At 48.8% G+C, this 20,776-nt stretch carries 17 protein-coding genes and 3 pseudogenes; 11 read left to right on the top strand and 9 right to left on the bottom strand.

Going from position 1 to position 20,776, the window contains the following annotated elements; translation table 11 throughout:
* Positions 1–77 precede the first annotated feature (77 nt).
* Positions 78–365 (top strand): annotated as a pseudogene (locus tag MJO57_RS16185) (solute carrier family 23 protein); the annotation flags it as partial.
* 14 nt (positions 366–379) lie between these two features.
* Here MJO57_RS16185 and MJO57_RS16190 read toward each other — a convergent pair.
* Positions 380–1,657, bottom strand: coding sequence for an IS4 family transposase (locus MJO57_RS16190; protein ID WP_256491693.1), 1,278 nt, complete (start codon positions 1,655–1,657; stop codon positions 380–382).
* Positions 1,658–1,732: 75 nt separating this feature from the next.
* Here MJO57_RS16190 and MJO57_RS16195 point away from each other — a divergent pair, with 75 nt between their 5' ends.
* The 5 genes from MJO57_RS16195 (at position 1,733) to MJO57_RS16215 (ending at position 7,404) form a co-directional block, all read left to right on the top strand.
* Positions 1,733–2,875 carry an NCS2 family permease gene (locus tag MJO57_RS16195; protein ID WP_252026858.1) on the top strand — a complete coding sequence of 381 codons (1,143 nt, stop codon included), beginning with the start codon at positions 1,733–1,735 and terminating at the stop codon, positions 2,873–2,875.
* A gap of 49 nt (positions 2,876–2,924) precedes the next feature.
* Positions 2,925–4,016: an amidohydrolase family protein gene (locus tag MJO57_RS16200; protein WP_252026860.1), complete on the top strand. Its 1,092-nt coding sequence runs from the start codon at positions 2,925–2,927 to the stop codon at positions 4,014–4,016.
* A gap of 48 nt (positions 4,017–4,064) precedes the next feature.
* Positions 4,065–5,579, top strand: a complete 1,515-nt coding sequence (locus tag MJO57_RS16205; protein WP_252026862.1) for an IS66 family transposase — start codon at positions 4,065–4,067, stop codon at positions 5,577–5,579.
* Between the two features lie 143 nt (positions 5,580–5,722).
* Complete coding sequence (locus MJO57_RS16210) at positions 5,723–6,898, top strand: SpoIIE family protein phosphatase (protein ID WP_252026864.1); 1,176 nt, start codon at positions 5,723–5,725, stop codon at positions 6,896–6,898.
* 2 nt (positions 6,899–6,900) lie between these two features.
* Positions 6,901–7,404 (top strand): STAS domain-containing protein, encoded by a 504-nt coding sequence (locus MJO57_RS16215; protein ID WP_252026866.1) that lies wholly within the window; start codon positions 6,901–6,903, stop codon positions 7,402–7,404.
* A 48-nt stretch (positions 7,405–7,452) separates the two neighbouring features.
* Here MJO57_RS16215 and dusA read toward each other — a convergent pair whose 3' ends face one another.
* Entirely contained in the window at positions 7,453–8,427 is a 975-nt protein-coding gene (dusA, locus tag MJO57_RS16220) for a tRNA dihydrouridine(20/20a) synthase DusA (protein ID WP_252017302.1), read from the bottom strand.
* 340 nt (positions 8,428–8,767) lie between these two features.
* Here dusA and MJO57_RS16225 point away from each other — a divergent pair.
* A pseudogene (locus MJO57_RS16225) lies at positions 8,768–9,214 on the top strand (ISNCY family transposase); the annotation flags it as partial.
* Between the two features lie 4 nt (positions 9,215–9,218).
* On the opposite strand, the gene MJO57_RS16230 reads toward MJO57_RS16225, so the two are convergent.
* Positions 9,219–10,733 (bottom strand): IS66 family transposase, encoded by a 1,515-nt coding sequence (locus MJO57_RS16230; RefSeq protein WP_252017303.1) that lies wholly within the window; start codon positions 10,731–10,733, stop codon positions 9,219–9,221.
* A 155-nt stretch (positions 10,734–10,888) separates the two neighbouring features.
* Complete coding sequence (locus MJO57_RS16235; protein ID WP_252017304.1) at positions 10,889–12,226, bottom strand: transposase; 1,338 nt, start codon at positions 12,224–12,226, stop codon at positions 10,889–10,891.
* Between the two features lie 325 nt (positions 12,227–12,551).
* Between MJO57_RS16235 and MJO57_RS16240 the strand changes: the two genes are divergently transcribed.
* From MJO57_RS16240 to MJO57_RS16250, 3 genes are all read left to right on the top strand, one after another.
* Complete coding sequence (locus tag MJO57_RS16240) at positions 12,552–13,484, top strand: hypothetical protein (protein ID WP_252017305.1); 933 nt, start codon at positions 12,552–12,554, stop codon at positions 13,482–13,484.
* Positions 13,485–13,535: 51 nt separating this feature from the next.
* A complete protein-coding gene (locus MJO57_RS16245) occupies positions 13,536–14,492 on the top strand; it encodes an IS1595 family transposase (protein ID WP_252017306.1) in 957 nt (318 codons plus the stop codon).
* Between the two features lie 254 nt (positions 14,493–14,746).
* The gene (locus MJO57_RS16250; RefSeq protein ID WP_256491585.1) at positions 14,747–15,304 is read left to right on the top strand and encodes an IS1634 family transposase; all 558 of its coding nucleotides are present in this window, start codon (positions 14,747–14,749) and stop codon (positions 15,302–15,304) included.
* 60 nt (positions 15,305–15,364) lie between these two features.
* Here MJO57_RS16250 and MJO57_RS16255 read toward each other — a convergent pair whose 3' ends face one another.
* The 3 genes and pseudogenes from MJO57_RS16255 to MJO57_RS16265 form a co-directional block, all read right to left on the bottom strand.
* Entirely contained in the window at positions 15,365–15,838 is a 474-nt protein-coding gene (locus MJO57_RS16255) for a group II intron maturase-specific domain-containing protein (protein ID WP_371924882.1), read from the bottom strand.
* A gap of 21 nt (positions 15,839–15,859) precedes the next feature.
* A pseudogene (locus MJO57_RS16260) lies at positions 15,860–16,255 on the bottom strand (reverse transcriptase domain-containing protein); the annotation flags it as partial.
* Complete coding sequence (locus MJO57_RS16265) at positions 16,243–16,629, bottom strand: hypothetical protein (RefSeq protein WP_252017307.1); 387 nt, start codon at positions 16,627–16,629, stop codon at positions 16,243–16,245. The gene MJO57_RS16265 and the pseudogene MJO57_RS16260, both read right to left, overlap by 13 nt.
* Positions 16,630–17,884: 1,255 nt before the next feature.
* Between MJO57_RS16265 and MJO57_RS16270 the strand changes: the two genes are divergently transcribed.
* Positions 17,885–18,337, top strand: coding sequence for a hypothetical protein (locus MJO57_RS16270; protein ID WP_252017308.1), 453 nt, complete (start codon positions 17,885–17,887; stop codon positions 18,335–18,337).
* A gap of 3 nt (positions 18,338–18,340) precedes the next feature.
* On the opposite strand, the gene istB is transcribed toward MJO57_RS16270, so the two are convergent.
* Together istB and istA are read right to left on the bottom strand one after the other, a co-directional pair.
* A complete protein-coding gene (gene istB / locus MJO57_RS16275) occupies positions 18,341–19,096 on the bottom strand; it encodes an IS21-like element helper ATPase IstB (RefSeq protein ID WP_252017309.1) in 756 nt (251 codons plus the stop codon).
* A gap of 12 nt (positions 19,097–19,108) precedes the next feature.
* Positions 19,109–20,662 carry an IS21 family transposase gene (istA, locus tag MJO57_RS16280; RefSeq protein ID WP_252017310.1) on the bottom strand — a complete coding sequence of 518 codons (1,554 nt, stop codon included), beginning with the start codon at positions 20,660–20,662 and terminating at the stop codon, positions 19,109–19,111.
* Positions 20,663–20,776 lie beyond the last annotated feature (114 nt).

The raw sequence follows: 20,776 nt of genomic DNA on the forward strand, positions 1-20,776 counted from the left end.
AATTTAAACGCTCGTATAATATTTTTTAATAGAACAATCGTTCAACATCATCCATTGATTTCCCATCCGAGTTTGTAATGACTACTGCGGCTATTGAAGCGTCCCGTCATATTACTGAATCCCAATGTCCTGCGCCGGAAAAGACCGGATGGATAGAGCGTCAATTTCAACTTCGGTCCAAGGGCACCCATATCCGCCAGGAAGTAATGGCCGGCATAACCACCTTCCTGACCATGGCCTATATCATCTTTGTAAATCCACAGATTCTTTCCGCTGCGGGAATGGATGCCCAGGCAGTATTTGTCACCACCTGCCTGATCGCCGCCATTGGCAGCATTGCCATGGGCCTGTTGGCTAATCTGCCCACTTAAGGTAGACATTAAGCCCCACCCACCGCACAAAGGCCTAATCTTGTACGCCCTGAACAACCATCCCGTGCAGGGTGTTCTCGTTTCGCATTATTTCCCCAGAAGTCCAGTAGCTTTTTAATGCATGAGACCAATGACTTTCCTGCATTCATCAACGATGAAATCACATTACCAAACAGGTGAGTCCCACTTTTCATCACCTTGTGCGTCGAGATTTCCTCAATGCTCCCACTTTCACAGAGGTTCGCCTGTGCAGCATGGGCAAGGTACCTTTTCAACGTCACAACCACAAAGGACATCAGAATCAGGCTAAACACCAGTGTCGCTGATTTGGTGTTAAAACGATGCCACCCTGAATAGGATTTGATCTCTTTGAAAATCAGCTCTATCTGCCACCGTAGACGATAGGCCTGGAGCACATCACTCAAGGTGAACTCCACCCGGTTCAGGTTGGTCACAACGAAAACCCACTTCTGTTTTTTGTCATTCCAGCGGACAACCAAGCGGAATGGCCAGGCTTTGAATCCCGGCCATTCTACATCCAGGTCGAGGCACTGGTCTTTGGGGAAGCCAGACAGTACATCCTTCAGTTTTTGTCCTTTGTAGCGATTGAGATTCTTGCCATCCTCCCGTACCGCGCTGAGTATCGTCGGGTTGATACTCTGAGGTGCCTTGCAGATAAAAGAACCCTCCCTGTCATCAATAGCGGCAAAGAGTTCCAGCTCAAAATAACCGGCATCCATTAGCATCAGGATATAGGCCATGGATGTTGGCAGTGGTGGCAGACAGTCTCTTTCTGAACGGGTATCTTCAGTCAGCTGCACCCGCACCAGGTTGTTGGTGAGAAGATCCATTGTCGTATGAAGCTCGACGGCAGCAGGACTGACCGTTGAGAACCTGCCGGGAAATGCTTCTTTCAGGGCATCATAGACAGCTTGTGACGAACCGTCCTGAATCAGAATGTGCTCAAACTCTGAAAATGGACTGTCTTCATCAAACGCCATGACTTTGCGGGAAAATATTTCCAGACACTGCACCCATAGCCACAGGATAAGAGTAGGCAGCGCGTCCTTTTTAGCTTGATTTGCCCAAGAACGATAAGAGACATTCAGCCCCGTCAACTCGTTAAATTTACGGTGTAGATCCGCCTGGGTATCGCAGTTTCCATCACCAGCGAGGGCATCGATCAGTGAGAGGATAAAATCCAAAGGACGGATATCTCGCTGTCGTATAGTAAAACCAAGCTGTTCCGCCATACTTAGGAGTTCTGACCGGTCGAAACAGGTCAACAGTTTTTTTCAACTAATCTACTATTTGCAGTACTCATCTTGTTCAGCCATTGATAATGGTTTCGAAGCTTTATTGTGGCTGTTCAAGGTGGGTTCTGCCGCCGGAAACGAACCTTTTTTGAGCTTAATGTCTACCCTAAGAATCTGCCCATCGCCATGGCACCGGCCATGGGGTTGAACAGCTACCTGGCCTTTGTGCTGGTCGGCGGCATGGGGCTTGCCTGGCAGACCGGCATGGCTGTGATCTTCTGGGGCTCGTTACTGTTTGCTGCCGTTGCCGTATTTCGAGCCTACATCATCACCAGCATTCCCTTAAGCCTACGCATTGGCATTGCTACCGGCTGCGGCCTGATGATTGCCTTGGTGGGTCTGCACAATGCCGGCATTATCGTGGCAACGCCGAGCACCATGGTAACCATCGGAGATGTCCGCTCCATTCCGTTTATACTGGGCTGTGCCGGTTTTCTGCTGATGATGGTGCTGGTACAGCGTGGCTTTAAAGCGGCAGTTCTGATCTCCATTATTACCATTACCTTTCTCGGCTGGCTACTGGGCGATGTGGAATACCAGGGCATCGCCTCCCTGCCCCCGAGCATTGCTCCGGTACTGGGCCAGCTAGACCTGATGGGCGCTCTTGATCTCAGTCTGATGGGGGTAATTATCTCGGTCATGTTGGTCAGCCTGTTTGAGTCCGCCGGCACCTTTGTCGCCGTGACCGATAAAGCTGGCCTGGCCGATGAAACCGGAAACTATCCCAATGCCACCAAATCCCTGTTTGTCGACAGCCTCAGTTCGGCAGCAGGTGCATTCATGGGCACCTCCTCTGTTTGCCCTTTTGTGGAAAGTGCGACAGGCGTCGCTGAAGGCGGCCGCACCGGGCTGATGGCTGTAGTCGTTGGCCTGTTATTTTTGCTGGCCATCTTCTTTGCACCATTGGCCGGCATGATTCCCGCGTACGCCACCGCAGGCGCCCTGATCTATGTCGGGCTGCTGATGACCTCGGAACTCACCCGCGTCCGGTGGGACGATCTGACAGAAGCGACACCGGCTTTTGTCACTACGGTGATGATTCCCTTCAGTTTCACCCTGACCGAAGGCATTGCCACTGGATTTATTACCTATACCACAATCAAACTGGCCTCCGGGAGACGGCACGACGTGTCGCCGGTATGCGCCCTGTTGACTGTGGTATTCCTGGCCCGTTACGCCTTTTTATAAGCTCTTTATAAGCCCTTGATAAGCCCTTTTTTGTATTGAGTAAAACATCATGATTAAAGAAAACCTGCGCGACCTGATTGATGCTGGCGCTGCCCGTATTCCTGCCGACCTGGTGATTAAAAACGGCCAGTTGGTCAATGTGACCTCCGCAGAGATCTACCCTGCGGACATCGCCGTTTACCGTTCCAGAATCGTAGCTACCGGAGATGTTGACGCTTATATCGGTGACAATACTCAGATTATCGATGCTGAAAACAAGTACCTGGTGCCCGGTCTGATTGATGGCCACCTGCATATTGAGTGCAGCAAAATGTCCATGACCAGCTTTGCCAAAGCCGTGGTGCCCTGTGGCACCACCAGCATTGTTTCCGGCCTGGATCAGTATCTGGTAACAGCGGGTTTGGAAGGTGTCCGCGAGGTTCTGGACGAAATCAACCAGGGTCCATTAAAAGTGTTCTGGGGTCTGCCCTTCACGGCTCCCTACACCCTGCCTGAATCCACCGTTGGGTTTAACGTCACCCCGGAAGTGCATCAGGAAGTTCAGAAATGGCCGGAAGTGTATGGCGTCTGGGAAACCGTCTCCGAGTTTGTCGAAAACAAACATGACGGCGTCATGAAGGCCATTGAGCTGGCTGGTGAGAACAATCTGCCAATATTCGGCTGCGCCCCCATGACCACAGGTACCCGTCTCAACTCCGTACTCTGTGCGGGTGTGCGTCTTGACCATGAAAGCTACGATCATGTCGAAGCCATGGAAAAAATCCGTAAGGGCATGTTCCTGCTGGTTCGTGAGTCATCAATTTCCCACTTCCTCCATGAAAATATGAAGGTAGTGACGCATATCAATCCGCGGGTGGCCCGTCGGGTCAGCTTCTGTACTGACGACGTGATTCCTTCCGAAATCCTGGAAAACGGGCATATGGATAAACTGATCCGTATGACCATTGCTGCAGGTGTTGACCCAATCACGGCTATCCAGATGGGTTCCCTGAACAGCGCCGAGGCCTATCGTATTGACCACTTGGTCGGCTCCATCTCTCCCGGAAAAATCGCCGACATCCTGCTGGTGGAAGACCTGCGCCAGTTCAATATCGACAAGGGTAACTGTTCAGCACCCCCACATAAATCTGGAATTTTCTGATTTTTATACCATCCTCTTAAGCACCATTTTTCCACAATATTCGCCAGCATGATTCCAGAACTACCCGCAACTATGTCGGCTGAGATTCTCTTGAAAGAGAATGCAGAGCTGCGGATGAGAGTTGCCTGTCTGGAAGAGCGATGTCGAGAATTGGAAGAAAAGGTTGGCAAGAACAGTCAAAACAGCAGCCAGCCGCCATCGTCTGATGGTTATCAAAAACCTTGTAAAAACAGTAATTCTCCAGATCATTCTGACGACCTTTCCGCAGATAAAGGTACCGATCCATCGGATGAAAAACCCAATCCTAAAAGTCTGAGACAGTCTTCTGGTAATAAAGCCGGTGGAAAGAAAGGGCATCAGGGCACTTGTCTTAAACAGGTCGATATCCCTGACTATATTGAGTACCTTCCGGTTAAAGAATGCAATAAATGTCAGGCGTCTCTTCTTGATAGTGAGCCGGTCAAATATATTGAACGACAGGTGTTTGAACCAGGGAGACCGGGTGAATTTGAAGTAACGGCCCATAGAGCTGAAGTAAAAATCTGCACTTGTGGTTGTCGGAATCAGGCTGAATTCCCGGAAGGTGTTACCGCTGCCGCACAATATGGCTCAGCCACACAGGCTATGGCCGTCTATCTTAACCAATACCATTTCCTGCCTTTTAAGCGCGTGTCAGAGTATTTTAATACTCTCTATAAAATGAGTGTAAGTGCAGGCACTGTCGCCAATTTTGTGGCCAGAACCTATGAAAATCTGGCTTCTACTGAAGAGGTTATTCGTGACGCCTTGCGGGAATCGTCTGTTGCCGGAGCCGATGAAACGGGTATGCGGGCCGAGGGCTCTTTGCACTGGCTACACGTTATGCGGGATGAACAATGGACGCTCTACTACTTGTCTGAAAAGCGAGGTCGTGAGGCCATGGACACGATGGGCATACTGCTAACATTTGCAGGCGTTCTGGTTCATGATCATTGGAAATCCTATTTTGCATATGCGGCAACTCACGTACTTTGCAATGCCCATCACCTGAGGGAGCTTTTGGGTGTTGTTGATAGGGACAGCAATCAACTGGCGTTGCGATTGATGAAGCTACTGAGGCTTTCCTGGCATTACTGCAAGGGCTTTAAGACCATAGGTATGCTACAGATGCCAAGTGTTGTCTGTGAACGAATCGAGAAGATTTATGACCGGTTGCTTCAGCGGGCTCTAATGAAAGAAGTCGTCTATATGGAGAAGCAACGAGAGGAGCTTAAGCGCAAGAAAGTCAAGAATACTAAAGCTTACAATCTCTTCAAACGACTCACTGAGTTCAAGGCTGAGACACTGCGCTTCATGTCAGATTTTACCATTCCCTTCGATAACAATGGCAGTGAGCGGGATGTTCGAATGGCCAAGTTAAAGCAGAAAATCTCAGGCTGCTTCAGGAGTGCAGACGGTGGTTCTATGTTTGCACGGATTCGCAGCTATTTGTCGTCTGCCAGAAAACAGGGAATGGACATATATCAATCACTTCATAGAGCTGTTCGGAATTACTGTAATATGCCTTTGCTCAGTGCTGAATAGTTACAATTTGCCAATACTCTCCCTTGCAGCCAAGCCAGCTTGGGAGTATTTTTCCCTTAACTTGGCATTTTAATATGGTTTTTTATCCGAATGCATCGGGTTCAGGCTGGTCCTTATATTCTCTTTACTTTGCGGGTGTATCCATGACCGGCAGTACCATTCTGGTCATCGATGATGACGCTATAGTCCGTGAAAGCATTGTTGCTTACCTGAAAGGAAGTGGTTTCAATACCCATGAAGCGGAGAATGGGCAGCAAGGTTTGCATATTTTTCGTCAATGCCAACCGGACCTGATTCTCTGCGATCTGCGCATGCCGGTCATGGATGGACTGACCATGCTGAGCCTGGTGCGCAGCGAAGCCAGTGACATCCCCTTTATTGTGGTCTCCGGTGCGGGCGTCATGACCGATGTGGTTGAAGCGCTTCACCTTGGTGCCAGCGATTTCCTGGTGAAACCGATCGTTGATCTTGAGGTGTTAGAGTACGCCATCAACCGGGCTCTGGAAAAGGCCCAGTTACTGATGGAAAACAAGCGTTACCGGGCAAGCCTCGAAGAGGCCATCAACTCGTTAAAGAGCAGCCTGACCCTGCTTCAGGAGGACCAGAAAGCCGGCCGTCAGGTGCAGATGAATATGTTCCCCAGACACCCGCTTGAATACCAGGATTTCAAAGTTGACCATAGCATCATCCCATCCCTCTATTTAAGTGGCGATTTTGTCGACTATTTCACCCTGAGCGACCACAGTTTTGCCTTTTATCTGGCCGATGTTTCCGGACATGGCGCCTCATCGGCCTTTGTGACGGTGCTGCTGAAGCATATGTCGATCAGCCTGCTGCAGGACTATCACGACAACGGCGGTAAAATCAGGGTCAAACCTTCACATGTCCTCAGTTACATTAACCAGAGCCTGCTGAAAACCGGACTGGGAAAACACGTCACCGTTTTTGGCGGGATAGTCAATACCCGTGACCAGACGCTTACCTACTCGTTTGGCGGGCATTTTCCATTACCAGTCATCGCTGAACCGGGCAAAAAAGTCCACTTCCTCGAGGGCAAAGGCTTACCGGTAGGACTGTTTGAAGACGCTGTCTATGAGGATGCCATTATAGACTTGCCCCGGCAGTTCAGCTTAACTATCCTCTCTGATGGTATTCTTGAGGTTTTGCCCCAGAAAAGCCTTAAAGAAAAGGAAGATTATTTATTGTCGGTCATCGCAGAAGGTGCCGACACCATAGACATATTGACAGAACGACTGGGACTCAATGATATTCAGGAAGCACCTGATGACATCGCAATGTTAATACTGGCTCGATACTGATTATGACACCGGGAAAAATTCAGTTTGCCGAAAGTGAAGGTACTTATGTACTGAAACTGATCGGAGAAGTTCGGCTCACCCTTTGCTCCAGTCTGGAATATTTTCTCCAGACTGTTTTTGAACAGCCGGGGTTTCGTTCTGTTATTGTTGACCTTTCTGAGGCTGAAACCATCGACAGTACATCACTTGGCCTGTTAGCCAAATTATCCATCATGGCCAGAAAGCAGATAGACCAACGGCCAGTGCTGATCTCCCCCCAGCCTGATATCACAAGAATCCTGATGAGCATGGGGTTTGAGCGAATTTTCATCATTGTTGAGGATGTCGATAACCCTACCGCTGAATACCAGGAAATTGAATGTGAGGACTGCAGTGAGGAATCCACCCATGCCCGGGTGCTGGATGCCCACAGGACGCTTATGAGCCTGAATGAAAACAACCGAAAGGCCTTCAGTGATCTGGTTAACCATCTGGAGCGCTGCAGGCAGTCAGAAGCGACAGCCTGACCCCCTGCTTCAGGCTCGATGGCGGATGACAGATGACAATGACAGATGTTATAAACTGTCCACAAGCCTGACGGCCTCAAGCAGAACATCAACCCCCGCACCGGCTTTATGAGCATTTTCACTGATATGCCTGCGGAAGCGGCGACCACCGGGTACGCCATGATAAAGCCCCAGCATATGGCGAGTCATGTGGCTTAGCCATGTCCCTTTAGACAGCTCTGACTCAATATAGGGGAGCATCTGCTCTATCACTTCAGCGCGACTCTTCACTGGTTGCTGACCACCATAAAGACGACCATCCACGTCTGAGAGCAGATATGGGTTCTGGTAAGCTTCACGGCCCAGCATCACACCATCAACATACTTAAGGTGATGGTCTATCTCTTCAAAGGTCTTGATACCGCCATTAATGGCAATAGTCAGCTCAGGAAACTGAGTTTTCAGCTTATACACCCAGTCTGGTTTCAACGGGGGAATATCCCGATTCTCTTTGGGGGAAAGCCCTTCCAGAACGGCAATACGGGCATGAACGATAAAGGTCTCACACCCCGCTTCGGCAACGGTACCGACAAAATCCAGCAACGCCTGCCAGGACTCGCGGCCATTGATGCCAATACGGTGCTTTACCGTTACCGGAATGGACACCCGCTCTTTCATGGCCTTCACAGCATTGGCCACGGTTTCCGGCTCGGCCATCAGGCAGGCACCAATACGGCCATTTTGCACGCGATCACTGGGACAGCCCACGTTCAGGTTCACTTCCTGATAGCCCCGCTCTTCTGCCAGCCCGGCACAAAAGGCAAGGTCGCTGGCATCATGACCACCTAACTGTAAGGCCAATGGGTATTCAAATGCATCGTGCTGTAAAAACCGGTCTTTATCTCCGAAGACCAGCGCACCGGTGGTGACCATCTCTGTGTACAATAGTGCCCGTTCAGAGAGAACCCGATGAAAGTATCGACAGTGCCTGTCAGTCCAATCCATCATCGGCGCAACGGAGAACTTTCTATCTATATTTTCCATATTAATATCAATACCTTACAGCCTGTTTCGGCTTATACTTCCTAAAAAATGACCTACCTGTAACCCCCTGTAAAATAAAGACTCTTCCTATTGCCTACTGTGTCAAATGTGACAATACTGTATACACAAAGTGTGTGTGACAAGTAAAAAGGCGACAGTCAGAAATGGCAACTATCAGGAAACGACTCGGTAAGAAGGGTGTTAGCTATCAGGTCATTATACGCCGGAAAGGCCAGGAGCTAACTAGTGCTTGTCCGAAAACCCATCAGCCCTTGAAAACAGGAGTCTGTGGCCTAACTTAATCATTGAAGATTTCCACTGACAGGCTGTTTTCTCACTAATGCGCCAAACCATCAAGCCACAAATGCAGTTAGGTGAGGTCGATATCTCTGCCATCACCTTCAACCCCAAATCCAGGGACGACATACCCCGCCTCTTGCGGGCTTTTCAGCATATCTGGGTCACCCCAGAGCTGAGAGAGCAGGTTTTTCAGGCCCTTGAGCGAATGATACCCGCCAGCCGTGACAATGGCCGCCCTGGTATGGATCTCTGGAAAATACTGATTTTTGGCTCCCTGCGTCTGACCATCAACTGTGACTATGACCGCCTTCAGGAGCTGGCCAATGAACACGGTACGTTGCGGCAAATGCTCGGACACGGACCGTACTGTACCCACTCTTATCACATCCAGACTTTGCAGGATAATATCGCCCTGTTCACCCCGGAAATACTGGACGAGATCAACCAGATTGTGGTCAATGCCGGTCACCAGCTGGTAAAAAAAAAGGTAACTATTCAGCACTGAGCAAAGGCATATTACAGTAATTCCGAACAGCTCTATGAAGTGATTGATATATGTCCATTCCCTGTTTTCTGGCAGACGACAAATAGCTGCGAATCCGTGCAAACATAGAACCACCGTCTGCACTCCTGAAGCAGCCTGAGATTTTCTGCTTTAACTTGGCCATTCGAACATCCCGCTCACTGCCATTGTTATCGAAGGGAATGGTAAAATCTGACATGAAGCGCAGTGTCTCAGCCTTGAACTCAGTGAGTCGTTTGAAGAGATTGTAAGCTTTAGTATTCTTGACTTTCTTGCGCTTAAGCTCCTCTCGTTGCTTCTCCATATAGACGACTTCTTTCATTAGAGCCCGCTGAAGCAACCGGTCATAAATCTTCTCGATTCGTTCACAGACAACACTTGGCATCTGTAGCATACCTATGGTCTTAAAGCCCTTGCAGTAATGCCAGGAAAGCCTCAGTAGCTTCATCAATCGCAACGCCAGTTGATTGCTGTCCCTATCAACAACACCCAAAAGCTCCCTCAGGTGATGGGCATTGCAAAGTACGTGAGTTGCCGCATATGCAAAATAGGATTTCCAATGATCATGAACCAGAACGCCTGCAAATGTTAGCAGTATGCCCATCGTGTCCATGGCCTCACGACCTCGCTTTTCAGACAAGTAGTAGAGCGTCCATTGTTCATCCCGCATAACGTGTAGCCAGTGCAAAGAGCCCTCGGCCCGCATACCCGTTTCATCGGCTCCGGCAACAGACGATTCCCGCAAGGCGTCACGAATAACCTCTTCAGTAGAAGCCAGATTTTCATAGGTTCTGGCCACAAAATTGGCGACAGTGCCTGCACTTACACTCATTTTATAGAGAGTATTAAAATACTCTGACACGCGCTTAAAAGGCAGGAAATGGTATTGGTTAAGATAGACGGCCATAGCCTGTGTGGCTGAGCCATATTGTGCGGCAGCGGTAACACCTTCCGGGAATTCAGCCTGATTCCGACAACCACAAGTGCAGATTTTTACTTCAGCTCTATGGGCCGTTACTTCAAATTCACCCGGTCTCCCTGGTTCAAACACCTGTCGTTCAATATATTTGACCGGCTCACTATCAAGAAGAGACGCCTGACATTTATTGCATTCTTTAACCGGAAGGTACTCAATATAGTCAGGGATATCGACCTGTTTAAGACAAGTGCCCTGATGCCCTTTCTTTCCACCGGCTTTATTACCAGAAGACTGTCTCAGACTTTTAGGATTGGGTTTTTCATCCGATGGATCGGTACCTTTATCTGCGGAAAGGTCGTCAGAATGATCTGGAGAATTACTGTTTTTACAAGGTTTTTGATAACCATCAGACGATGGCGGCTTGCTGCTGTTTTGACTGTTCTTGCCAACCTTTTCTTCCAATTCTCGACATCGCTCTTCCAGACAGGCAACTCTCATCCGCAGCTCTGCATTCTCTTTCAAGAAAATCTCAGCCGACATAGTTGCGGGTAGTTCTGGAATCATGCTGGCGAATATTGTGGAAAAATGGTGCTTAACTCGACTTTAGAGTCTGTATAAAACGATAATTCGGTCAGCTTTTTATAGTGAAGCAAGCCGAAATCAGTGAACTGTTTTTCCAAGTTCGTTATTACTTCCGTTTTTTGCCTAAAAGCCTTTAGTTATGCTGCTTCTGAATTATCCGGTATTAACTGGTCGATCAGATCGCGAAAATTGAACTCATATTTTTGCTTATATCTGTTCCAGCCCTTGCGAATAGAGAACCTCGGAATAATTCCTGAAAGAGCAATTTTCATCATGCCTGCAGTGGTTGTATCCGGGCTTCTCCAGGGTATCCGAGAAATATTCAGACATGCCTGATTTTTACAAACGGTTAATAACTGCAATAATGCATAGCCTGCCATTTTCAAATGCATCCATCGAAGCAGTGTTCGCAATTTCTGCTGCCATAAATGGCAACAGCCAAAAGCATGTTTGAGTTGGTGAAACATTGGCTCTACCGGCCATCTCCGGGAATAGGCACGAAGCACCTCCAGTCCCTCAAGTTCCGGATTGGTCGAGATGAATATTCTGCTTTCGGTCAGACCTTTGTCATTTTCAAAGCGACTCCAGACGACGCGTACTTCACGACCTTTAAGGAATCTGGCGCGACAGATCAGGGTACGATAACGTATTTTGCGAAATTTGCCGTACATCCATACTGTTGCTTTTTCTTCCGGCAGTTTCTTAACCTGTTCTGTCGTCATCTTGATGCCGTACTTTTTTGGGCGCCCTCGCTTCTTTACGGTGGGTGCTGGCGGCAAAGCATAGAGGGCCCGATTTGAAGGTATCTGACCAACAACTTCTATGTTCATTTCCAGAGCTGGCTTTATCAGTGTCCAGTTCATATACCAGCAATCGGTTAGCAGGCGTAGCACTCGATCCTTCACTTCATTGCGTACCACCCTGAGCATGGCCACGGCAATTTTCAGTTTGCTGGTGTTACCTGAAGCTGGTGTCGGAAATGAGATCACCGGTATGGCGGTAAATACTTCATCTGCAGCCCGCTCAAATATGATGGCCAGGGAAACCCAACACTGCCCCCAGATGTACGTCGGCCGATTGCGTTTCTTGCTGTGTTGATGATGTGTACGACAAGCAGGGGCTTTGTCGGAAAACCGTTCGATTACCCAGTCATCAAGCCCCAGGACCACAGGTTGATTCTCAGGAGCTTTGGAGCAGACCAGACGGATCAAGTGGCGTGCCAAGTTCTTCCATTGCCACTTGCCCTGAGATAGCCAGTGGTGGTAGCTGCTCCACACACAATGAAAATCAATTGTTAACAACGCCTGTGTAACAAAGCCGTCGGCTGAAAGCATGCAACCGAACAGCAGTTCGCAGAACGTTGGTACTGCAGTTGATGATAGCGCTCCAGCAAGAAAGGTTGTATATGAAGCGAGCTCCCTGAGGATTACTTGATGATCTGAAGTGAGCATGGCAACCATCTCGAATTTCGTCATTGGGGATGGTTGCTTTTAGCAGATTATGCGCCGGAACTATTGTGCTCTTAAAACTCTAAAGTCGAGGGTGCTTAAGAGGATGGTATAAAAATCAGAAAATTCCAGATTTATGTGGGGGTGCTGAACAGTTACTAAAAAGGTATTGATTACTGTCCTCTGGATAGGGAAACGTTACAACCTGCTGTGTCTCTGGAACAGAGAGTTTTATGCTTGGTTGGCATAATTGGTTGACATAAATTGTCAGAAAATTGATTCTGAAAGGAACTTTTATAATGTAGGCGCAGTCTTAAGCTGTAATTCAACAGTTCAATAATTCAATAGTTCAATGGACACACTCAACTTAGACTTTGTTTCTGCTAACCCCTGTTTGCAGGCCTTTGCAGAAGAATACGCAGCACCAACTGGCACTTCCTGTTCACAGCCAAGTATCGCTGGTTATTCTGCGCAAACGCTTAATTCACTCCATTGTGGATATTTAAATCAGGAAGTAATGAATCAGGGAACATCATATCCTCCACGAACGCTTAGTGATTTTTCAGTTTCTCATTTACCAACCACTACAGATGAATTGATTATGCCTGATTTTTATTCACTAGAAGGCAGTGATGAAATTTTATCTTGTGATTTTTCCAACGGACCTGTTGATAATGACTTGACATTCAGTCATTCAACCTTAACAACCCCCCAACAAACAGCCCAAAAATTACCACCGGTTAATTCATTAGTTGGTTTTTCTCAGCCATCATCACGTCCCGTTGACCGTCCTGTTGCTATAATTACCCCGTTTAATAATGACGTACCGTCGCAAGTTACAGCTGCAGAAACTGCTGCACCTGAATCGTCCGGTTCTGACGAACCTCTACCCCTCACGCTCGCAATAACTCCCGAGCAGTCCAGGAGACGAAAGGCTTATCAGAAGGCTTACCAGAAAGTTTATGCACACTCTAAGAAACGGAAGGCTTACCAGAAAGCTTACGCACAAACCGAAAAACGGAAGGCTTACCTGAAGACTTACCATAGGAATTATACTAAGTCTGAGAAATGGAGGGCTTACTTACAGTCCGATAAAGGAAAAGCTGCCAGGCAAGTCTGGCCGCAGTCCGAGAAAGGGAGAGCTTACCATAGGGCTTACAGTGATACTTTCAAGAATACCGGTGATCGAGAACAAGCAAAAATCGCTGGTAAGCAAGCGATTGCCCACATAAGAGCATCGAATCACGCAAAAAATAACCTGATTACCACCGACCCTACGTCGTGAGCCAGCTGCTATAATAAACGTCGATAGTCATGTGTTTTGGAGGTAAAACTGATGTGTAAAAACACCATTCAGTTCCAAAAAGGCCTTGGCATTATGCAATTTCTGGCTAATTACGGCAGTGAAGAGCAGTGTGAGAACGCGCTGTCCTCTTGGCGCTGGCCAGATGGCTTCCAATGCCCGAAGTGTGGCTCCCGCAGTTTCTGCAAGCTTCACCGGAAAGCTGAATTCCAGTGCAATTGCTGCCGTTGCCAAACCTCGCTTACCAGTAACACTATCTTTGACTCAACAAAGCTGCCTCTAGCTACCTGGTTTCTGGGTATCTATCTCGTCACCCAGAATAAAGCGGGGATTTCTTGCCTGACGCTTCATCGACAACTTGGCATTTCCTACAATGCCGCATTGCGCATGAAACACAAACTCATGCAGGTCATGATGGAAAGAGATAACAGCTGGCAGTTGAGTGGTTTTGTTCAGATTGATGACGCCTATTGGGGCGGAGAGCGCCACGGAGGCCGCCGGGGCAGAGGCTCAGAGAACAAAGCCCCCTTCGTGGCCGCAGTTCAGACAGATGCTGATAACCACCCTATCTACATGAAGTTCAATGCCGTTGATAACTTCCGGCGAAAAACCATTCAGGAGTGGGCAGAACATGCCCTGAAAAAGGGTGTCCGGGCCGTCAGCGATGGCTTGTCCTGTTTCCGGGGTATTGAAGATGCCGGATGCCAGCACACAGCCATCATTACCGGTGGTGGGCATGCATCCATGGAGAATGAGTTGTTCACCTGGGTAAATACCATGCTGGGAAACGTGAAAACAGCGATTACCGGTACTTACCATAAGCTCGACCCCAAGCATCTGGGCCGTTATCTATCAGAGTTCAACTATCGGTTTAACCGGCGTTTTGATATGCCTTCAATGATCTCAAGGCTAGGTCGGGCTGCAGTCAATACAGCACCGATGCCGGATCGACTTCTCAAACTGCCAGACGTCCAGTGGAAACCGGGTTAGCCATCAACCGATAATTGAAAGTCAGTTGACGTATTAATATCATTATTTCGAATGATGATGTGGGTCTTTGCTTGTTCGGAGCGGTTATGAAACCGAATTTAGTTGATAATCTGGAGAACAAGCCGTCATGATGCCTGCTCCACCGGTAATACTGGAGAGGTTCTATTATTTCTTTACCGGGTTATAGACATAAAGAATGAAAAGCTGCACGTATATTCTTAAATTATCTTTCCCTGTGTCATGACGTACGATCAGTGGTAATCAGGAAAACTATTTATTGTCAGGCGGAACCTGTCATTACTGAGAAACCCTGCTATACCAAGGTAGGTCGTCCGGAGAAAGGCTCTAAACCGGACAGTATTGAATATTATGTGAGCGGATATCCTTGGGTATCCGTTGACTGTCGCAAAGATGCAGAGTGTTCTCTGGGTTGCTTTGTGCTGGCGACGAATGATCTGGACGACAGTCGGCTGAGTACAGCAGAAGTGCTAAGTACTTACAAATCACAACAGTCAGTAGAGCGTGGCTTTCGGTTTTTGAAGAGCCCGGAGTTTCTGGTTTCTTCGCTGTTTTTAAAGAAACCGGAACGAATAGAAGCCTTGCTGATGGTGATGACGCTGTGTCTGTTAGTGTATGCGGCGATTCAGCATCGAATTAGGCATGAGCTAAAACGACAGAGTCGGTTTTTCCCGGACATGAAGCGGAAACCCTGCCAAAACCCGACAGCGCGTTGGGTGTTTTTCTGCTTTCAGGGTATCAACGTGCTATTGGTCGATGGACATGAAAAGCATGTGGTTGGATTAATCGGGTAAGGGCCGGTCTTTCTCCAGCCCTCCCCACAGCACCCGGCATGCGGGTCCGCACCGGGCGGTTCAACGATGATGGTGAAACCTGATCCATAAGTCTTTCAATGAAACAAGCCCAATTTTCGCGAGGTAACTGTTATTCAGTGCCTGTTGTACCGCATAGGTTTTACTCAGACGGTAATACCCTTTGCTGCTGGCTGCGATCTTGGCGGCGTTAATTTTATCAACGCCTAACCTGACCAGATTCTTAAAACGGGTTTTCGGCTTGCGCCATTGCTTCAGAAAGCAGCAACGGATTCGCCGACGTATCCATTGATCCAGCAGGGGAATTGGTCGGTGATATTCCGATAACCGGAAATACCCCATCCAACCCCGGATATATTGTGCCAATTTGCGTAACCGATGTTGCATTGAGACACCCCAGCGACGACTGGTCAACTTGAGTATCCGGTATTTGAATCGGTCCAGACACTTCTGGGCCCAGCGAACTTTCTTCCCTGTGAAGGTGAAACTCAGGAATTCGCTTTCTGTTGCTTTCACAACTTTACTTTTCCGGGAGTTAATCTTCAGTTTCAATTTGCGTTCAATGAATTGGGTAATGCTGTGCATCACCCGATCCCCTGCACGCTGACTTTTGACGAGAATCACAAAATCATCACAGTATCTTGCAAAGCAATGACCCCGATATTCAAGCTCCTTGTCGAGTTCGTCGAGGACCACATTAGACAGCAAGGGTGATAAAGGCCCACCCTGTGGCATGCCAACCCTGGTCGGGTAGACATTGCCCTCAATCATGACACCGGAGCGCAGGTAGCTACCAATCAGTTTCAGAAGGCGTTTGTCGCGGACCTTACGGGAGACCCTCGACATCAAAACGTCGTGATTAACCGTATCAAAGAATTTACTCAGATCAACGTCAACAGCGTAATGAAGCCCCCGGTTGATCAACTGCTTAACCTGACGGACTCCGTCGTGTGCTGACCGTCCCGGTCGGTAGCCGAAGCTGTTTGGAGAGAGAAACCCGGATCAAAGACAGGGGTCAGCACCTGCACAATGGCCTGCTGTATGACCCTATCCATCACGGTAGGGATTCCCAGCAAACGCTCACCGCCGTCCGGCTTTTCTATAACATGTCGGCGCACGGGTGATGGCTGGTAGGTTCCGTCCAATAAGGCTTGACGCACTGAAGGCCAATGCTGTTTGGCAAAGTCTGGATAAGCTTCAATAGTGACTCCATCAATACCCGGAGCACCCTTGTTGCTTTTGACCTGTTTCCATGCACTTGCCAGATTAGCCGGTTCAAGTACGCAATTTAGTAGATCATGGTTCAAAGCTGGTTAAAGATTCTGTCGCCAAGTACGGTGAGTCGCCGGACGGCTGCATCGCCTTGAGGGAATCAGTCTCCTCTTTGTCGTCGATGTTCGGCCCTTCGCTAACGACTTCCCATCCGTTAATGGCTTCTGTCGTACAGCTACTATGGCCTCTGCTGACTTCTGTCCAATCACCACGCGGAGTTACCTCTGCTGGCGCTATTGGTTGCCATCGGGTTTGCTCGAACAGGATGATGAGACCTGTTCGCCGAGCCTGTTGTAACCAGTGGCTGAGAACTGGGAATTACCAATCGCATGTTGAACAGATCTCCCCGGATAAGGACATGAACTTTCAGTGCACAACCGCCGCATTTACCGTGTCTCACGAACCATAGGGCTTTGTGATCCTTGGCTCACTCGCCCAGAGACTCAGCCTTATATGCGATTTCTGTACGTCGGCTCGCACCTTTGCACTCAGACTGCCTCCGCACAGCCCCTCGCGGGACTGCACTTGCCTTAAGCTAGTGGTTGTCATCAGCAGGCGTCTTTACCGCCAGTCAGATGTAGGTTCTCCCACAGGGGACTTTCACCCCATCAGTTCATGCCCATGCCGGGCGTACCAAGAAAGGCAGTTGACTATTATTTCAATTCTTGGGCGACCGTATCAGGAAATTTATTCCTGATACGGGTGCTGAATGACGGTTGTAGCAGCGTTTATGAAACATTCGGGTTAGTTGACCGAAAAAAATTAAGGCTCTATTTTGATTACGAACTGCTCTACAGTGAAAACTGACTGTAGGTCACGAAAAACAAGGATTGGGCAACATTACCGGACAATATGCTGACAACCTTTGTAGATAAAGGGCTTCAGCAATGTTCAACCCAGTAGCAGTCTGAAATCCTACAAGAGCCAAAATTAATTTCTTTCAGAAATATAAACATTTCTGGCTCTTATTGGATTACAGACTGTTCCCAGATTGAACCTGGCTGAAGCACTTATCATTAAAGGCTCTCAGAGCTTTGCTCGGCAATTTGCCCTCAAGCCTTACATTGCGTGGTCCACATCCAATTTTCACTGCAGAGCAGTTCGGAAATCAAATAGAGCCACATTTCTTATCTCAATCTCCCGGTTTTTTACTAGCCACCTTAAGTCCCGCTTAATGATTTGAAAATGAAAGGCTGTGTCGGCTGGAAGGATCGCCCTCTGTGCTGTTCAGGTAAAATATCTGTGCAAACAACGAAGCACCTGCGAGGTGCAACACAGGAACGCAGTACGATGATAATTCCCAAGCCTGAAAAAATCGAGATCGAATTCACTGACGCTAAACTAACCGGTATGGCTGGGGCTCTTTTTATCGCCCGCCTTGCCCGTCGTTTCAAATTGCCTGAGCAGTTATCAACCCATATCCAGCTCAAAAAACGTAACCGAGGTTGTGATGATAAAGACAGCCTGCTGGGACTGATTTACAACTTCTGTGCGGGTAACGGACACCTTTCTGATATGGATATTCTGCAAAAAGACAGGCCAACCGTCAGTCTGCTTGGCCTCGAAGATGTCAGAGGCTCAAGGCGAATGGGAGAGTATCTTTCCCGGTTCAAGGCCGATTCTGTGAAGGCGTTGTACGGCGTTATTCGTGATCTCTGCCGACAGGTGCGTATTCTGGTTAACTTGAACACCTATTCTGTTTCATTTGAACACCCTGAACTCCTTACACATTGCCCAGTGTGATTTTTAGACCAGGTGTTCAACTGCGTCCAATTTTCCAAGCTTTTTGCGCATGGATTCGCCTTTGAGTTCAATCCGGTGGGCATTGTGCATAAGCCGGTCAAGAATGGCGTCGGCCAGAGTTTCATCACCAATGCTGGCATGCCACTTCCGGGTGGGCAATTGACTGGTAACCAACGTGGAACCTTGCTCGTGCCTGTCATCCATGACTTCCAGCAGATCGTTCCTTTGTTGCTGCGTCAGTGGTTCCAGGCCCCAGTCGTCCAGAATCAGCAAGTCTACTTTTGCCAGTTGTTTCAACTGCCTGCTGTAGCTGCCATCACCGTGGGCAAGGATCAGTTCATCCAGTAGCCTGGACATCCGATAGTACCGGACACTGTAGCCTTTCAGACAAGCCATGTGCCCAAGGGCGCAGGCCAGGTAGCTCTTACCGGAACCACAAGGTCCGGTGATCAACAGGTTCCTGTACCGGTCAAGCCAGCCTCCTCCAGACAGGCTGGCCATCTGGTTCTGTTTGAGACCTCTGGGGTGTTCATAGTCAATGTCGTGTATCCGGGCAGCCAGTTTAAACCGGGCGCTTCTGAGCAGCCGAGCCAGACGTTTATTGTTTCGCTCTGTTTCTTCCTGCTCAGTAAGCAACGACAGTCGTTCTTCAAAGCTAAGGCTACTGTAGGTGCCCGGCTGGTCCAGCTGTTGATTGAGGGCATCTGCCATTCCGGTCAGTCGCAGTGACCTAAGGCGAGCCAGTGTTTCATTGATCATGTTCGCCTCCGGTTATTGATAGCAAATAGCGCCACGAATATTTTCGTGATCATCATGCAAGGGACCTGTCGTTTGTTTTAACTGTGGCTCCAATGGCATCAGGTCTTTGCCTGACTGGAGGATTGATCGGACATTTTTTAACCGATAACCCCCGATGTTCCTGGCATGGGCGCAGGCGTTGTTGAGTCGTTCAGTTCCATATTCCCGCTGCAGGTTTAGCAGCCCCAATGAAGCTCGATAGGCTTGTTCAGGATGCTCCTTGCTATCCAGCAGTGATTGAATAAAACAATAGACTTCCTGACCAATGTCGTTAGCCCAGTTAAGTAAACGCTCAGGCGTCCAATCCTGATGGTGACGATGTCGTTCCGGCATATGAACTGCTAACGTCGTAAATCCACGTGTGTGCTTGCGAGCGTGGCTGGCCACCACTTTACCGTTAGCGTAGATCGTGACGCAGTGCTCAGTCGCCTGTACTTCTACTTCCTGCCTGGCAAGCTGATGGGGAACCGAGTAGGCGTGCCCCTTGCAGATAATATGATAATCCACATTCACCCGGGCCTTGATAAACTCAGCGAACACAAAAGATTGCTTCGGCAGTGGCTTGAGGGCTGGTTCATCCAGTTGTTCAAACGCACTACGTCGCGTTCCTGGCAACTGCTTAAAGGGCTTCAGGTTCAGTTCGATTAACAGCTCACGTATCCGCAGGTTCAGCTCTGCCAGGGTAAAGAACATTTCATGACGAAGCCTGGCCAGTATCCACCGCTCCACTACCTGTACACCGACTTCTGCTTTGGCCTTGTCTTTGGGTTTGTAGGGGCGTGCCGGAATGACTGCCACCTGGTAGTGACAAGCCAGGTGCTGGTATGATGGGTTGAGATCCGGCTCGTACCGACAGGCTTTGATAACTGCGCACTTTGGGTTGTCTGGCACAACAATTTCTGGCACCCCACCAAAGAACTCAAAGGCCCGTTCATGAGACCCCAGCCAGTCCTCTGTTTTTTGTGACAGAGTCGCTTCAGCGTAGGTATAGTTGGACGCTCCCAGCACTGCCACAAATATCTGGGCATTGTGGGCAATTTCGCCGGTGTCCGGGTTGATGATTGGCATGGTTGGCCCGGCATAATCAACAAATAACTTTTCACCTGCATTGTGCAGCTGTCGCATAGATCGCTTTTGACAACCACGCCACTGATTGTAACGGTGACAGTACTGGGCATAGCTGTAGGCATTGAGGGGGTGGGCCTGACAGTATTCTTCCCAGAGTCGTTGTTTGGTCACTTCCTTGCGCTTCAGTTCCTGATGCACCTCAGCCCAGTCAGGATCAATCAACCCTTTTCGATTGGCTATCGAGGCATCGGGAAACAGCGCCTGAATAAGCTCAGGCTCAGATATATCCTCTGCCAGGGGCCAGCTTAATTCCGATTCCTGAAAGGCCTTAACGTAGTTGGATACCGTCCCCACACTGACCCGTACACTGCGGGAAATTTGTCGGAAGCTGAGTTGGCTGCCAAACCGCATCCGGAGTATTTCTAGTAGCTTACGCATGGTAATCCTGTTTTCTGTCATGGCCGGTTCCCTCTCTTGGTACAGATAAGAACGGCCAAAGTTATGGAAAATCAATGCATAAGAAGATATTTGTTAGCTGTATTAGACCGGTTTATGGTCTGTTGAACAGCGTTT

This window comes from Endozoicomonas sp. SCSIO W0465 (assembly GCF_023716865.1).
Classification (GTDB): Bacteria; Pseudomonadota; Gammaproteobacteria; order Pseudomonadales; family Endozoicomonadaceae; genus Endozoicomonas.

What these genes read in the sequence shown, in the direction of transcription:
- MJO57_RS16200 (WP_252026860.1), top strand. Translation starts at nt 2,925, where the DNA reads ATGATTAAAGAAAACCTGCGCGACCTGATTGATGCTGGCGCTGCCCGT.
- MJO57_RS16205 (WP_252026862.1), top strand. Translation starts at nt 4,065, where the DNA reads ATGATTCCAGAACTACCCGCAACTATGTCGGCTGAGATTCTCTTGAAA.
- MJO57_RS16210 (WP_252026864.1), top strand. Translation starts at nt 5,723, where the DNA reads ATGACCGGCAGTACCATTCTGGTCATCGATGATGACGCTATAGTCCGT.
- MJO57_RS16215 (WP_252026866.1), top strand. Translation starts at nt 6,901, where the DNA reads ATGACACCGGGAAAAATTCAGTTTGCCGAAAGTGAAGGTACTTATGTA.
- dusA (WP_252017302.1), bottom strand. Translation starts at nt 8,427, where the DNA reads ATGGAAAATATAGATAGAAAGTTCTCCGTTGCGCCGATGATGGATTGG.
- MJO57_RS16230 (WP_252017303.1), bottom strand. Translation starts at nt 10,733, where the DNA reads ATGATTCCAGAACTACCCGCAACTATGTCGGCTGAGATTTTCTTGAAA.
- MJO57_RS16235 (WP_252017304.1), bottom strand. Translation starts at nt 12,226, where the DNA reads ATGACGAAATTCGAGATGGTTGCCATGCTCACTTCAGATCATCAAGTA.
- MJO57_RS16240 (WP_252017305.1), top strand. Translation starts at nt 12,552, where the DNA reads ATGGACACACTCAACTTAGACTTTGTTTCTGCTAACCCCTGTTTGCAG.
- MJO57_RS16245 (WP_252017306.1), top strand. Translation starts at nt 13,536, where the DNA reads ATGTGTAAAAACACCATTCAGTTCCAAAAAGGCCTTGGCATTATGCAA.
- MJO57_RS16270 (WP_252017308.1), top strand. Translation starts at nt 17,885, where the DNA reads ATGATAATTCCCAAGCCTGAAAAAATCGAGATCGAATTCACTGACGCT.
- istB (WP_252017309.1), bottom strand. Translation starts at nt 19,096, where the DNA reads ATGATCAATGAAACACTGGCTCGCCTTAGGTCACTGCGACTGACCGGA.
- istA (WP_252017310.1), bottom strand. Translation starts at nt 20,662, where the DNA reads ATGACAGAAAACAGGATTACCATGCGTAAGCTACTAGAAATACTCCGG.